Raw genomic sequence first — 14,316 nt, 5'->3', positions numbered from 1 at the left:
GATCCAACACTGGATGGATCAACGCTCACAGGTGGGTACCATTCAAGCCGTCATTAGGTTCGGCATGTCCGGCTGGTGGGTACCGTTCGGGCCGTCCTAGTGGGCTCCGATCAGACTGACATACTCAGTCGGCCTTCTCTGTCGTAATGCCGTTGGCCAGCGCCTGCTCGGAATAGAGGTCGCCCAGGGCCAAGTCCATGAGGGATTCGCTACGGGCAATGTGCGTAGACGAGCGCTGGACCATGGTGACCTCGGCACCGTGCTCCCAGAGGTCGGCACAGATATCGTGAGCTGAATTGTTGGACCCGATCACCACCGCTCTTTTATCTGTCCAGTCTCCGCCGCCCGGGTGCTGGGAGGAGTGGTACTGCTCCCCCAGGAAGCTGTCGGCACCCTCAAACTGTGGCACGTGGGGGTAGCCGGAGACGCCCAGCGCGAAGACGAGTTGCTTGGGACGCAAGGTGACCGGTACGCCGTCGCGGATGACTTGGACAATCCATTCCCCGGCGTTTTCGTCGAAGCGGGCCTTGGTGCATTCGGTGCTGGACCAGTAGTTCAACTCCATGATGCGGGTGTACTGCTCCAGCCAGTCGCCGATCTTATCCTTGGCTGCGAAGACCGGCCAGTCATCCGGGAACTTCAGGTATGGCAAGTGGTCGTACCAGACAGGGTCGTGCAGGTGCAGGGATTTGTACCGGTTGCGCCAGGAGTCGCCGGGCTTTTCGTTTTTATCGATGATGATGGTGGGCACGCCCAGCCGGCGGAGCCGGGCGCCCAAGCCGATGCCTCCCTGTCCGCCGCCGATGATCACCGTGTATGGCTGGTCCTCGTAGCCGAGTTTGGACTCTTCTTCTTCTTTAAGCTCCAGCCAGGACTTGCGACCCTTACTGATGTGGTGGGCCACGCCCTTCTCCCGGTTTGGCCCCTTCTTCTCTTCGAAGCCCTTCAACTCCTGCATGGTGGTGAGCAACGTCCAACACTTTCCATCCCGCAGACGCAGGTGTGCGTATCCACGAGCTTGGGCTGTCTCGAAGTTGACCCATGCTTCGGTGTTGGCGGCGTCGCCTGTGGCCTCCTCGGCCAGGGTCCAGTGATGGGGTTGAACGTCCTCAAGCGTGGCGTCCAGCATGTTTCTGATCTGGTCCTTGCCCTCAAGAGTCTTCAGGTTCCATGTGAAGGACACGAAGTCGCGCCAATAGGATTCGTCCTCGAACAAATTCAGTGCGGCCTCGGTATTGCGGCTGCGCAGCGCCTCGTCGAACTGCGTCAGCCACCTCCGGGCTATGCCGTTTGCGGTTTCAGGCATGTCTCCTCTTTCCGTTGCTAGCGATGAGTCACCGGGACCTGCAACAGATGCACGGACGGTGACCCGCATCACAAGTACATTCCAGTGGGGGTTACAATCGGGTTACACCAGCCCCACCGCGTTTTACTCCGGGGCTTGGGCTCATCGATTCAACGGCGAGTTGGAGTAGAAACATGCTGCACGCCTTGGCGCCCGATCCCGGGCTGCGTTTCTCGTCCCCCCGGGAGTACGCCATGAGGCTGCGGAGCGCGCAGGCGGCCACGTTGGCCGGCTCGCCGGATCCTGCCTTCTCTTCATCGCTGCTTGAGTCCTGGCGCCGCTCCCTGGCTTTGGGAATCGATCCCGAAGGGCACAGCCCCGTACACCTCCACGACGTCTCAGAAGCCCGCTCCCTCAGTGCCGGACACCGCCTGGCCTCGGTAATTCCGCCTTTGTCGCAGATGCTTGGCGACGAGTCAGCCGCGGGGCGGCACTTGCTCATTGTTACCGACCGTCACGGCGAGGTGCTGTGGCGGGTTGGCAGCGGGGCGGCACTGCGGCTGGCCGATTCGCTGGAATTCGTCGAAGGTGCCGATTGGTCCGAGGCAGGTATCGGCACGAACGCGATCAGCGAAGCGCTCATTACAGGTGGCCCGGCCCAGTTGTTCTCGGCCGAGCACCTGGTGAGGACACATCACGACTGGGCTTGCACTGCAGCCCCGATCCGTGACCCCTTCACGGGGGAAATCGTCGGCGTGCTGGATGTATCCGGGCCGATTGATACGGTAACGCCGGACAGCCTCCGAATGGTGCGCTGCGGCGTTCGGCTGGCCGAGGAGCTACTGAGGACAGCAGGCCCGACGACGACGGCTGCCGGAGCTGCCAATTCCGGCGCCACCTCGACACTCTTTCTGCGGCTCCTCGGCGACAAACCGACTGCAGAGCTGGAAGGTTCCTCCCCGGTTCCCATCACCCTGCGCAGAGCCGAAATCCTGGCCTTGCTAGCATCCAGAACGCAAGGCTGGAGCGCTGAAGAGCTGGCCTACCAACTCCACGGGGAGGACGGTGCAGCAGCGACCATCCGGACCGAAATGCACCGAATCCGCTCAGCACTGGGTGCGATAGTTGAGCCCAATCCATACCGCTTTTCGGCCGGCATGCGCGTGCTGTCCGACGCAGCCGTCGTGGCAGGCTGCTTGCAGGCCGGCCGCCTGAGGGAAGCTTTGGCAGCCTACCCCGCCCGCTTGTTGAACCGCTCCACCAACCTGGCCGTGGAACTCATGCGGGATGAACTCAATGAGGCTGTTGCAGCCGCAGTACGTTCCAGCGGAGACCCCGACATCATTGCCCGGTGGTGCGCCAGCGATATGGGTTCACGCGATATCGAAGCCGCTGCCGCCTTGACCAGCCTGGTAAGTCCCGGGGACACAAGATTTCAGCTGGTGCGTGCTCGAATGGCACGAATTGATCGGGAGCTCCGGGCGTAGGCACCAGGTGTCCGCTTCGTTTAACTGACCAGAACCTGGGTGGACGACTCCTCCGCCCGATTACTTGGCTCCCTTTCTCGCGAAGTAGGTTTATCTAGCCCAGCGGCACCAAGTGCTCGGCGCGGATACCTCGGCGCCAGACGTCCCGGACGTTGAGGGTGTCGCTGATCGTCGAAACGGGGTCGCCGTCGACCAGGAGGAGGTCGGCGCGCTGGCCAACTGCGATACTTCCCCGGTCTTCAAGGCCGAAACGTCGTGCGCTGACAGCCGTCGCAGCGCTGAGCGCCTTGGCAGGGGTTAGTCCGGCGTCGACAAAGTATTGAAGTTCCTGATGGACGCTGGCACCGTGGGCCAGGCCGCCGAGGAACGGCAGAGGCTGGGAGGCATCTGTGCCGATCAGCAGGTCAACTCCGGCATCGTCAAGGGCACGCACAGTGTTTAGGACCTCCCGGAGGCTGCCCTGAGGGAAGTGGTTGAAGCTGCTGCGAAGAGTCTCGTCCCATTCCTTGGAGAGCTTCGGGGCGACCCTTGGGTCGTCTGCGAGGGCGGCCCCGGTGATCCCCATCATGGAAGCATTCAGCACTACGCACGCAACCACGAACGTGTCCGATTGCGCGATTGCCTCGATGATCTTCTCAGTATGCGGGCGGTCCATGAACAGATGGGCCAGCCCATCGATCCCGGCCTCGATACTCATCCGCGTCGCATCAAGGGTCAGTGCGTGCGCAATGGTGGTCAGGCCCAGCCGCTGTGCTTCCGCTACGCCGGCATTCAGTGTGGCCTGATCGAGCATGGGCAGGCCTGGGTGGCCTTCGACCGTTCCGTCGTCGACCATGAATTTGATGTAGTCAGAGCCCGCTCCTGCCAGCTGCCGGACAACGGAAACAGCTTCCTCCGGCGAGGTGACCTTTGCACGCACAATGGGGTCCACCCGAGCCCGCGCAGCAGAACCGCCACCCTTGCCACCAGGACCCTTGCCGTGCTGTGGGTTGAAGTCCTTGGGGAACAATTCCTCCGGGTGGCCGCCGGGAGGGGTGAGGCCAAAGCCGGCCGAACGCACATCGGCAAGGGAGTTGTCCTGAGTAATATGGTCACGATCGCGGGCAGTATTGACTCCCTGCATTTCCAGCTCCGTGGTCACGCCGAATTGCAGCGCCATCCGCAGCCCGCTGACGTCAGTGTGGACGTGCGCATCAATCAGTCCCGGGAGAAGAGTGGTTCCCGGAACTTCAATGACCACGGCATCGTCCGGGACTCGGTCTACGACGGCGTCGATAAGGCCGTCTGCGACGACAACTACCTTTCGTCCAAGGTTGTTCGTACCGTCAAATACGCGGTCGGCCACAATTGCAGTACGCATAGGATTAGTCCCCGTTTCAATGTCGTCGAGAATCAGTCGATGACCCCGATCAGATACGCGCATAGTATCATCTATGTGACAACACGCACGTAGTTTAGGAGATGTCATGAATGACCGGAATACAGAACCGGGGGCGGGCCTGAATGATCAAGTGCTTCTTGAGACAATCGGCACGGCCTTCTCCAAGCTGCGGCGGCGCACGTCGAGCGTTCCCTTGGACCCGCCTATTGCACGGTCGGACATTCAGCGTGATCTCCTGCTGGCAGTAGTCGAAGAATCAGACGGACTCTTGAGCGTCAATGCCGTAGCCGCCGCCCTGAGTATGGACCGCACCGCAGTGAGCCGGCTCGTAGCCCGCTGCGTGGGCGAGGGCCTGCTGGAGCGCGTCGCTTCCCAAACGGACGGACGAAGCATCACCCTGCGCTTAACCTCTCCGGGGCACGAGACACTTGGGCACTCGCGCCGCCAACAACGGCAAGCGTTCGACTACATCACCAAAGACTGGGACCAGGAGGAGCGAATCCAATTCGCCCGATTGCTGCACAAATACGTGACGGCCACCGCCTCGCTACCCAAGCCGTCCATGGAGGACTAAACCCGGCTAGGCAACATGCAGCCACCGAGTCCTCACCTTGTGCACGGTGCCGGGCTATCGCTTCGGGGGCAGGGCGAGTTTGAAGACTTTAGCCCACGCGGAGCCGACCTGCCTCGGTAGCGGTCCCGTGGTGTACTTCAAGCCGTAGCGTTCGCAGATGTCGCGGACCTTGGGTGCGATCTCGGCGTACCGGTTGGAGGGAAGGTCGGGGAAAAGGTGGTGCTCAATCTGGTGCGACAAGTTCCCCGTCATGAGGTGCATGAACCGTGGGCCGGAGATGTTGGCGGAGCCGATCATCTGGCGGACGTACCAGTCCCCGCGGGTTTCGCCTTCCACCATTTCTTCGGTAAAGGTGTCCGTGCCTTCAGGGAAGTGGCCGCAGAAAATGACCGCATGGGCCCAGACATTGCGGATGGCATTGGCAGCGAGTGTGCCGTAGAGGGCTTGTTTCCCTGAACCCGACAGCATGGCCAAGGCCGGGGTGGCTGCATAGTCCTTGGCGAACTGTTTGATCGCCTTCCGACCCAGCGCCTTGAGGTCCTTGTTCATGGCCTCCTTGGACTTCAGGCCTTCCTTGTACTCGGGGATCTCCAGATCGTAGATGGCTATGCCCCATTCGAACACTGGCGCGAGCAGGGCGTTGTACAGCGGATTGCCCAGGTTGAACGGCTTCCACTCCTGGTCGGGATCCATGCGCAGAAGGTTGTAGCCGACGTCGCGGTCCTTGCCCACCACGTTGGTCCAGCGGTGGTGAAGATCGTTGTGCGTGTGTTGCCACGACCGCGACGGGGTAACGAAGTCCCATTCCCAAGTGGTGGAGTGAATATCCGGGTCGCGCATCCAATCCCACTGGCCGTGGAGGATGTTGTGGCCAAGTTCCATGTTCTCCAGGATTTTGGCCACGCTGAGCAGTGTTGTGCCGGTGAACCAGGCCGCCCTGTTCTTGCCGACCAGCAGCGCGGCACGACCGGAGATCTCCAACCCGCGTTGGATCTTGATCATGCGCCTGATGTACGCGGCGTCGCTTGAACCTCGTTTGGCGAGGATTTCATCGCGAATCGCGTCGAGCTCACGGCCCAGTTCGGCAACTTGCTCATCGCTGAGGTGTGCGGCCGCCGGAGGTCGCACGGTGGGCCTGCCCTCATCGGCAAGGGCACCAGGACGTGTCTTGGGTTCGACGGCGGCGGCGGACCTTTTGGTTGAAACTACTGACATGCGGTTGTGCTCCTCAGATTTCGAGGTTGACTGGCCCGGCGGCTGCCGAGACGCAGGTTTGGATGAGTTCCCCGGGCGCTCCATGGACCTCGCCGGTACGAAGGTCGCGGACCCTTCCGGCGAGCAGCGGAGTCAGGCAGCTGTGACAAATACCCATGCGGCAGCCGCTGGGCATCAGCACCCCCGCGTCTTCCCCGACGTCGAGAATGGGGACCCCGCCGTCGGCCATGACCTCGCGGTCAGAAGCTTCGAAGGTGACCAAGCCACCTTCACTCCCGTCGCCTCCCAAGAGTTCGGTGCTGAATCGTTCGATAGTGAGCGAACCGTGCCCGCTTCCAGCATCGGATTCCTTCACTGCTGAGGCGGGTGCAGGCAACGCAGCCCGGTTCCACATATCTTCGGCGTCGTTCAGGAACGATTCCGGGCCGCACGCATATGCCGCCCTGTCCCGCCAGTCCGGGCAGACCTCTTCCAGGGCGGCCGTGGAGGTAAAGTTCAGGCGGCCGCGACCGCTGGTGTGCCACTGCACCAAGCGGAAGTTGGGAAACTGATCAGCAAGTTCAGCCAGTTCTTCACGAAAGATGGTGTCGCCCTCTTCGCGGGAGGAGTGGATCAGGACAACATCTGCGTCGGGGCGGCTTGGGACCAGTGTCCGGATCATTGACATGACGGGGGTGATGCCGCTTCCCGCAGTGAGCATCAGAAGTGACCGTGGATGCTCAGGGAGGACAAAGTCGCCCTGAGGTGGCGCCAGGAAGAGGACGTCACCCACTTTGGTGTTGCGGACCAAGGTCCCGGACACGGATCCAACGTCAGTGACCGTGATGGCCGGATCCTTACCTGCCTTTGCGCTCAGCGAATAGGACCGCCATTGGCGGACGCCGTTGAGTTCAACCCCGATCCGCGCCCATTGGCCGGCGAGGTGGGCATGCCAGCCTCGGCCGGGACGGAAGAAGATAGTGGCCGATTGGGCTGTTTCCTGGACTACCTTAGTAACGACTCCACGTAACTGACGAGACGAATAGACCGGATTGAACAGCGCCAGAACGTCCTCCGGCGCAAGCGGGCTGGTCAAAACTGAAGCTATACGGGCCAAGGGCCGAAAGCTGACCATCGGGCGACTCCTCACAACGACGGAGAACGAGAACCCCGACTGAATCCGTCGGGACATCCACACTACCAACTATCGCAAGCATGCTTACGATACCCTCACCCTGACGCCTGAATGGCCGCCAAGCATAGGGAAAGCCCCTCGGGAGGGGCCTTCAACGACAATGGGACGTGATGCTTGGATTGGTCAGCGGTGATGCGCTCCTCCTCTCCGGGCTTCGGTGGCCCATGCCGGTATCAGTAGCAAGACAGTAATACGTCCACTGGATTCCACGCAAACCCTGGCAACCTTCTTGCACTCCTTCGATGAACAACCTCAGACTTATCCGCGGCCCAGCGACGACGGCAGCCACGTTCGCGCGCACATGGAAGCATACTGACGGGCTGGCTCAATTGGACACATCAGCGGATAGCCGCCGCGGTGTGATGTGCGGCCTGCAGCCGCAGACTGGCCAGAAAGTCGGCAACAAGAAGCCGCGCATCAACGTGCCGGCACATCCGCCTGTGCGGAGTTGTGCTTGTAGTCTCGAATGTACTGGTCACTTCGCCGAGCCCGGTGACAACCAAGGGGGCGCTGTCACCCAGGCACCACAATGGGCCGAACTTGATGAAGTCCGGGACTTCCAAGCCATGAAAGTGATCCCATAACCACCTACCTACGCGGCCGCCAGCCCTCAGTGCCTCATCAAGCTCCGCCACGGAGATAACAACTGGTCGGTACGCCTCCGCAGGAAACTGGTCAATGTCCAGCTGCTGGTTGGCAAAGACGAACTTCGCAGCCATGGGGTCGGTGAAGTAGTTGTATTCATCGTCATCCAGCCCGTGGGAAGATCCACCAACCCAGGCCAGCTTGAACCGTGATGCGATCTCCGGCTCCTGAAGAAGGGCATCCGCCACATTGGTCAGCGGCCCTGCACACACCACCGTCAGGGGCAGCTCGTCCTCTTCGCGCACGGCGTCAATGATCGATTGGGCCGCCGGGTTCATTCGGGACCGCCCTGTAAATGTTGAATCCGGTCCTGCCTGGACGGTTGCGGGGTTCCGCTGCTCCAGAGTGTCCAGCAAATCCTGTGCGAGTTGTGCTCCAGCTTGCGCCTTACCAACGGGAGGCCCAAACATGGGGTTGGTCAGTGAACTCGTGATGGCGGTGATCCGATTGGCCGGCGCCATGGCATGGTGGGCCAGTGCGACGAGTCCGTCGGGATCACCGGCCCAGTCGTTATCCAGGACCACCCTGCTGGTTGTTGCGATGTTGATCATTGGCATGTAAATGTGAGCCTCTCCTGACACGGTATTGCGCAGTGGTTGTCCCGATGCAGTCCTCGACCTAGCCCTTGATGAGGTCCATGAATGTCTGAAGGTGTTCGGCCATGTCCACCGACTCGTCATAGAGCCAGGCGAGTTGGATTCCGTCCACAAGGGCGGTGATCTGGCGGGCCACTATGTGGGGCTGGATGCCTTCCCGCAGGCGCCCGGCCTCACGCTCACGCTCCAGCTCAGCTAAGACTGAGTCAACAAAGTCCTGGTTGCGTCTCAACAGGAAGTCGTGGGCCGGATGGTCGGGGCTGATGGCCTCCGCACGCAGCGTGGCATCGAGTTGGATCACTCCCCGGATACCGGCATTGTGCCTCATCACGGCGGGGACGGTTTCCAGGAGGCCCTGTTCGCTGATCAGCTCCTGCCTCCATGGCCCTTCCCGTTCTTCACGGAGTACCAGCACGGCTTCAAGCAGCGCTTCTTTGCTGCCGAAATGATGGAGAAGTGCGGTATGGCTGGTGCCCACGGCCTCCGCTACCTGCCGGATGGACAATCCCAAATAGCCTTTCTCGGCGAAGACCTGGAACGCCGCCTCCACCAGCTCGGCTCGTTTCCTGGCCCCGTTGGCGTAGGGGGCGCGTTTACCCGTGCGGGCCGGCCCGCGGGTTTCCTGATCCATGGATAGACCTCCTTTCAGACGAGGCTACCAAGTTTCTTTTCCACTTTGGTAAAGAAATCTTCACTAAAGTATTCCAATGTGGTCTAGGTTTGGTTACCGTTGCATGAAAGGCCCGGCCGATACTGCCCGAGGCCTTCATCACCGGTCACAGAGAGCCAATGGTGGTTCTGATCCAAAGGAGGATTTTCATGGGTGACCCCACAGCTCAGGCACAGGTCATGGAGCCTGCCTATGCCGCACCTGGCTCATCAGCAGAAGCCGCCAGGCCGGCGTCGAACGTTTCGCCTCAGACGCTGCCGTCCAGTAAAAAGACCATGGCACTGGTCCTCATCGCCGCCCTGGGCATGTACATCATGAGCCTGACCCTGGGCACGGCACTCTCCCTGCGCTTGGCAGTAGTTGATCCGGCGGCCAAAGAAGCAAGCTACGGCATGGCCGTCTCCATCAGCTCACTTCTCTTGCTCGTCACCATCCCGCTCACCGGCGCCCTGTCCGATCGCACGGCCGGCCGGTTCGGTCGCCGTCGGCCTTGGATCATCGGCGGGCTGGTACCTGCTTTGCTCGCCGCAGCCGTGATCGGTACCGTGCCGTCCACGCCCGTGATCATCGCCGCGTACGTCGTAGCCCTGGTCTCTGCGCAAGCGGCGTTCAACGCCTACGCGGTGATTCCCGTCGAGGCCCTTCCGGACAACAAACGGGCACGCGTCATGGGTGCCATGGGCATGGCCGGCGCACTGGCAATGTCCGCGGGTTCCTACCTTGCCGCCTGGCTGGTGGACGCCCCACTGCTCATGATGTGCGTGCCGGTCCTGCTGGCACTGGTCTGCAGCATTCCGCTCCTGGTCCTCTACAAGGACCCGGCGAAGACACGTGCCGAACTCCCTCCGCTTGACCTTAAGGGACTCGCGAAGTCGTTCCTCGTCGACCCGCGAAAGCATCCCAACTTTGCCTGGGCTTGGGTTTCACGATTCCTGGCCGGCATCGCCATGACAGCACTCTTCGCCTACTTCATCTTCTTCCTGATGGACGGCCTGGGAATGCCGATTGCCGAGGCCGGAAAGAGCGCCGGCTTGCTGACCCTGATTTCGGCTCCTGTCAGCATCCTGTTCTTTACAGCCTCCGGCTGGCTTTCAGACAAGATCGGCCGCCGCAAGCCGTTCGTCATTGCGGCGGCGCTCCTCATGGCCACTGCCCTGGTGCTCGGCGCCACGGCAACATCTTTCGAACAGTTCGTCGTTGCATGGATCGTGTTCGCGATGGGCCAGGCCATGTACCTCACTGTAGATCTGGCATTGTGCGCCGCCGTCCTCCCGGACGCCCGCGACACCGGCAAGGACATGGCCGTCTTCAGCCTCGCCCTCAGCATCCCCAACATCATTGTTCCCGCAGCCGCCCCGGCGATCCTGGCCATCGGCAGCGGACACAACTACGGCTTCCTCTGGTTCGCAGCAGCAGCACTGTGCGCCCTGGGCAGCATCACCGTCACGTTCATCAAGGGCGTCCGCTAAGCAGCGGGCAGCAACCTCCACGCCTCGAAAAGGAAAACCATGACAAGCACAGCATCGTTCCCCAACGATTTCCTCTGGGGAGTCGCCACCGCCGCCCACCAAGTTGAAGGAAACAACGTCAACAGCGACACCTGGTTCCTGGAACAACTTCCCGGCACCATCTTCGCCGAGCCGTCGGGCGACGCAATCGACCACTACCACCGCTACCGCGAGGACATCGCCCTCATTGCGAGCCTCGGGTTCACCACCTACAGGTTCTCCTTGGAGTGGGCTCGGATCGAGCCCGAAGAAGAACAGTTCTCGACGGCGGCCCTCAACCACTACCGTCGCGTCCTGGAGGCGTGCCACGAGCACGGACTGACCCCGGTGGTCACCTTCCACCACTTCACCTCCCCGCTCTGGCTGTTGGCCGCCGGCGGTTGGGAAGACGCGGCCACTCCAGAGCGTTTCGGGCGCTACTGCGCCCGCGTTACCGAGCACCTCGGTGACCTGATCGGCGTCGCTTGCACGCTGAATGAACCCAACCTCCCGTGGTTGCTCAAGGAACTCGGTATTGGTGGCGGCCCCGCCGAGACCCGAGGCCAGGTGCCCGTCTGGGCTGCTGCGGCCGAGCGCCTCAACATCGAAGCGGCGAGAGTGGCCCCCTTCCAGTTCACCGTCTCCGATGCAGGCTTCGACGTAAAACTTGCAGCGCACCACGCCGGCCGTGACGCCATCAAAGCCCGCTACCCTGAGCTCATGGTGGGCTGGACCCTGGCCAACACGGACATCCATGCCGCACCGGGCGGGGAAGGCAACGCGGACCGGATACGCCGCGAGGTCAATGAACGCTTCCTGGAAGCCTCCCGCGGAGACGACTTTGTGGGAATCCAGACCTACGGACGCACGGTGTTCGGAGCCGAGGGACTTGTCCACGCCGAGGACGGCGTTCCCACCAACCAGATGGGCGAAGAAATCTACCCTGAGGGCTTGGAGGCAACCATCCGCGAGGCTGCCCGCATTGCACAGATCCCGGTCATCGTCACTGAGAACGGGCTGGCAACCGAGGACGACACCCAGCGCCTGGATTACCTGCGCACCGCTGTTGCAGGCGTTGCCTCCTGCCTGGCGGACGGCATCGACGTTCGTGGCTATATCGCCTGGACCGCATTCGACAACTTCGAGTGGGTGTTCGGATACGTTCCCAAGTTCGGCCTTATCGCGGTGGACCGGTCAACGCAGGAGCGCACTCCCAAACCCAGTGCGCACTGGCTGGGCAGCGTGGCGCAGAGCAACGGCGCCTCGCTGGAGCCCGCAATCCAACCCGCCTGATCCTGACCGCACCACCTGCAAATCCCTAAAACCTGGAGGCTACCCTGATGACTACCTGGCACGCCCGCATGATTGCTGCGGACAAAGAGCACGACGGCGCACCGCTGTTTCGCGGCGAGTTCGAGCTCGACGAAGGCCACGGCGATGTGGAGTCCGCCACTCTCTTCCTGTCCGCACTAGGCGTGGTGGAAGCGTGGGTCAACGGCCAGCGCGCTTCCCAGGACCTGCTGACACCGGGCTGGTCCAGCTACGAGTGGCGGGTCCGGTACAGCGAGCTCGACGTCACCGCGCTGATCAGCACGACGACGGTCATCGGACTCGCGCTGGGAAACGGCTGGTACAGGGGCCGGCTCGCTTGGTCGGGTGGTTCGAAGTACTACGGCGAGGAGCTGGGCGCGTTTGCCGAGTTAAGGGTTCGGTTCGCCGACGGCCACCAGCAGGTCATCGGGACGGATGGCTCCTGGACCGCCGGGCCTTCGGCCACAACGGCCAATGACCTTTATGACGGCCAGTCAATAGACGCCCGACGATTCGACGACGCCTGGCTCGCCCCCGGGTTCAGCTCCGGGCAGTGGACCCCGGTGCGCATTCTGGACGATGACCTCAGCCGTCTTGAGCCCTACATCGGTCCGCCCGTACGCCGCCAAATGGAGCTGCAGCCGACGAACGTATGGACGTCGCCCGCCGGCAAGGTCCTGGTGGACTTTGGCCAGAACCTGGTGGGATGGGTCCGGGCGTCTGTGACTGGTACTGCCGGTGATGTGGTGACCGTCCGTCACGCAGAAGTGCTGGAGCATGACGAGCTGGGCACCCGGCCCTTACGCTCGGCTGAGGCGACTGACCGGTTCACGCTTTCGGGCGGGGCAGACGTCTTCGAGCCGACCCTGACGTTCCACGGCTTCCGGTACGTGGAGGTTGAGGGCTGGCCAGGAGGTGTCGACGCCCTGCTCGACGGCGGCCTGACCGCCGTCGTGATCAGTTCGGACATGAAGCGGATCGGCACTTTCCAAACGTCGAATCCCCTGCTGAACCGCCTCCATGAAAATGCGGTGTGGGGCATGCGGGGAAACTTCGTGGACGTCCCTACTGACTGCCCGCAGCGGGATGAACGGCTCGGCTGGACGGGTGACCTCTCAGCGTTCGCACCGAGCGCTGCCTTCCTGTTCGACAGCCGTGACTTCCTGCGGGATTGGCTGCGTGACCTGGCCTTGGAACAGAGCCACGACGAGGACCTGGTGCCTTTCGTGGTGCCCAACGTCCTGAAGTACATTGAGCAGCCTGCCGAGTTCGGCGCACCGGACACGGCTGCGGTGTGGAGCGACGCTGCCGTGTGGGTCCCTTGGGCACTGTGGGAGGCCTATGGTGATCGACGAGTACTCGAGGAGCAGTTCGCTTCCATGACCGGGCACGCCCGGCGGCTGCGCAGCAAGCTCTCGCCCAACGGGTTGTGGGACACCGGTTTCCAGTTTGGTGACTGGCTCGATCCCGATGCCTCGCCGGACCAGCCGTGGGCGGCGAAAGCTGACAAGCACGTGGTGGCGACGTTGTGCGCTTACCGCACAGCATCATTGGTGGCTGCAGCTGCCAAAGTTCTCGGGGACAAGGGGGCCATGGCCGAGTTTGATGCCATGGCGGCGGACCTGCGGACGGCCTTCAAGGCGCACTATGTGTCCGCAGAAGGCGTCATCACCAGCGATTGCACTACTGTTTATGCGTTGGCCATTGTCTTCGGAATTCTCGGGGAGCCGGATCGTAAGTTCTCAGGCCATCGGCTGGCCGAGCTGGTGGAAAAGCCGGGCTTCCGTATCTCCACAGGTTTCGCGGGCACACCCTTTGTGGCCGATGCTCTGACGGTCACCGGCCACCTGGACGCGGCGTACCGGCTCCTGCTCCAAACCGAAAACCCCTCGTGGCTCTACTCCGTCACCATGGGCGCCACCACCATCTGGGAACGGTGGGACTCCATGCTTCCGGATGGCAGCATCAACCCGGGCGAAATGACCAGCTTCAACCACTATGCCCTGGGCGCAGTGGTGGACTGGATGCACCGCACCATCGGCGGACTATCGCCGTTGGACCCCGGCTACAGCCGCATCCTCGTTGCCCCGCAGCCCGGCGGTGGACTCACCTGGGCAGAAACCACCCTGGAGACGCCCCACGGCATTGCCTCGGTCCGATGGGATCTGGTTGATGGCCGGCTCGAGGTCTCCGCGACGATTCCGGAGGGCACCGAGGCAGTCCTGCGGCTCCCGGGCGAGGACGACCAAACAGTCGGCCCGGGCCGGCACACCAGCAGCGCACACCCCGCCGAGCTCACCTTCCAATGATTGAAAATCCAGCACCGGGCCACCGGCGTGGTGCGCGAAGCTAAAAGCAGACACACAGCCTGACGAAGGAAAGAAGGAACACATGTCCCTCAGCGTCGAGGAAATCAACAAAACACTTCCCCTGGCCAACACGCTCCCGGGCGAAGCTGTCCCCTACTACATGGCCTCCGGCGAAGGCGCCC

General features: G+C 62.3%; 10 protein-coding genes and 1 pseudogene. 5 read left to right on the top strand and 6 right to left on the bottom strand.

Features of this window, described 5'->3' with window-relative positions; all coding sequences use genetic code 11:
- Positions 1-127: 127 nt before the first annotated feature.
- Positions 128-1,306: pseudogene (locus HP499_RS11955) on the bottom strand (NAD(P)-binding domain-containing protein); the annotation flags it as partial.
- Between the two features lie 173 nt (positions 1,307-1,479).
- Between HP499_RS11955 and HP499_RS11950 the strand changes: the two are divergent.
- The gene (locus HP499_RS11950; protein ID WP_172324277.1) at positions 1,480-2,772 is read left to right on the top strand and encodes a helix-turn-helix domain-containing protein; all 1,293 of its coding nucleotides are present in this window, start codon (positions 1,480-1,482) and stop codon (positions 2,770-2,772) included.
- 94 nt (positions 2,773-2,866) lie between these two features.
- Here the strand turns inward: HP499_RS11950 and HP499_RS11945 are convergent, their stop codons facing one another.
- Positions 2,867-4,132 (bottom strand): amidohydrolase family protein, encoded by a 1,266-nt coding sequence (locus tag HP499_RS11945; RefSeq protein ID WP_172324276.1) that lies wholly within the window; start codon positions 4,130-4,132, stop codon positions 2,867-2,869.
- A 106-nt stretch (positions 4,133-4,238) separates the two neighbouring features.
- Here HP499_RS11945 and HP499_RS11940 point away from each other — a divergent pair, with 106 nt between their 5' ends.
- The gene (locus HP499_RS11940; protein WP_172324275.1) at positions 4,239-4,727 is read left to right on the top strand and encodes a MarR family winged helix-turn-helix transcriptional regulator; all 489 of its coding nucleotides are present in this window, start codon (positions 4,239-4,241) and stop codon (positions 4,725-4,727) included.
- Positions 4,728-4,781: 54 nt separating this feature from the next.
- On the opposite strand, the gene HP499_RS11935 is transcribed toward HP499_RS11940, so the two are convergent.
- The 4 genes from HP499_RS11935 to HP499_RS11920 form a co-directional block, all read right to left on the bottom strand.
- On the bottom strand, positions 4,782-5,942 hold the full coding sequence (locus HP499_RS11935; RefSeq protein ID WP_172324274.1) for an acyl-CoA desaturase: 1,161 nt from the start codon (positions 5,940-5,942) through the stop codon (positions 4,782-4,784).
- Between the two features lie 13 nt (positions 5,943-5,955).
- Positions 5,956-7,056 carry a ferredoxin reductase gene (locus HP499_RS11930; protein WP_172324273.1) on the bottom strand — a complete coding sequence of 367 codons (1,101 nt, stop codon included), beginning with the start codon at positions 7,054-7,056 and terminating at the stop codon, positions 5,956-5,958.
- Positions 7,057-7,454: 398 nt separating this feature from the next.
- Positions 7,455-8,318 carry a nucleoside hydrolase gene (locus tag HP499_RS11925; protein ID WP_172324272.1) on the bottom strand — a complete coding sequence of 288 codons (864 nt, stop codon included), beginning with the start codon at positions 8,316-8,318 and terminating at the stop codon, positions 7,455-7,457.
- A gap of 61 nt (positions 8,319-8,379) precedes the next feature.
- Positions 8,380-8,988 (bottom strand): TetR/AcrR family transcriptional regulator, encoded by a 609-nt coding sequence (locus HP499_RS11920; protein ID WP_172324271.1) that lies wholly within the window; start codon positions 8,986-8,988, stop codon positions 8,380-8,382.
- 188 nt (positions 8,989-9,176) lie between these two features.
- Between HP499_RS11920 and HP499_RS11915 the strand changes: the two genes are divergently transcribed.
- From HP499_RS11915 to HP499_RS11905, 3 genes are read left to right on the top strand one after another with little or no spacing between them, the layout of a single operon-like run.
- A complete protein-coding gene (locus HP499_RS11915) occupies positions 9,177-10,496 on the top strand; it encodes an MFS transporter (protein WP_172324270.1) in 1,320 nt (439 codons plus the stop codon).
- A 39-nt stretch (positions 10,497-10,535) separates the two neighbouring features.
- Positions 10,536-11,807, top strand: a complete 1,272-nt coding sequence (locus HP499_RS11910; protein WP_172324269.1) for a glycoside hydrolase family 1 protein — start codon at positions 10,536-10,538, stop codon at positions 11,805-11,807.
- A gap of 47 nt (positions 11,808-11,854) precedes the next feature.
- Entirely contained in the window at positions 11,855-14,134 is a 2,280-nt protein-coding gene (locus HP499_RS11905; RefSeq protein ID WP_172324268.1) for a family 78 glycoside hydrolase catalytic domain, read from the top strand.
- Positions 14,135-14,316: the final 182 nt, after the last annotated feature.

This window comes from Paenarthrobacter sp. CM16 (genome assembly GCF_013179505.1).
Classification (GTDB): Bacteria; Actinomycetota; Actinomycetes; order Actinomycetales; family Micrococcaceae; genus Arthrobacter.
The sequence above is the reverse complement of the archived record's forward strand: the minus strand, read 5'-3'. Positions and strand labels throughout refer to the sequence as shown.

What these genes read in the sequence shown, in the direction of transcription:
- HP499_RS11950 (WP_172324277.1), top strand. Translation starts at nt 1,480, where the DNA reads ATGCTGCACGCCTTGGCGCCCGATCCCGGGCTGCGTTTCTCGTCCCCC.
- HP499_RS11945 (WP_172324276.1), bottom strand. Translation starts at nt 4,132, where the DNA reads ATGCGTACTGCAATTGTGGCCGACCGCGTATTTGACGGTACGAACAAC.
- HP499_RS11940 (WP_172324275.1), top strand. Translation starts at nt 4,239, where the DNA reads ATGAATGACCGGAATACAGAACCGGGGGCGGGCCTGAATGATCAAGTG.
- HP499_RS11935 (WP_172324274.1), bottom strand. Translation starts at nt 5,942, where the DNA reads ATGTCAGTAGTTTCAACCAAAAGGTCCGCCGCCGCCGTCGAACCCAAG.
- HP499_RS11930 (WP_172324273.1), bottom strand. Translation starts at nt 7,056, where the DNA reads ATGGTCAGCTTTCGGCCCTTGGCCCGTATAGCTTCAGTTTTGACCAGC.
- HP499_RS11925 (WP_172324272.1), bottom strand. Translation starts at nt 8,318, where the DNA reads ATGCCAATGATCAACATCGCAACAACCAGCAGGGTGGTCCTGGATAAC.
- HP499_RS11920 (WP_172324271.1), bottom strand. Translation starts at nt 8,988, where the DNA reads ATGGATCAGGAAACCCGCGGGCCGGCCCGCACGGGTAAACGCGCCCCC.
- HP499_RS11915 (WP_172324270.1), top strand. Translation starts at nt 9,177, where the DNA reads ATGGGTGACCCCACAGCTCAGGCACAGGTCATGGAGCCTGCCTATGCC.
- HP499_RS11910 (WP_172324269.1), top strand. Translation starts at nt 10,536, where the DNA reads ATGACAAGCACAGCATCGTTCCCCAACGATTTCCTCTGGGGAGTCGCC.
- HP499_RS11905 (WP_172324268.1), top strand. Translation starts at nt 11,855, where the DNA reads ATGACTACCTGGCACGCCCGCATGATTGCTGCGGACAAAGAGCACGAC.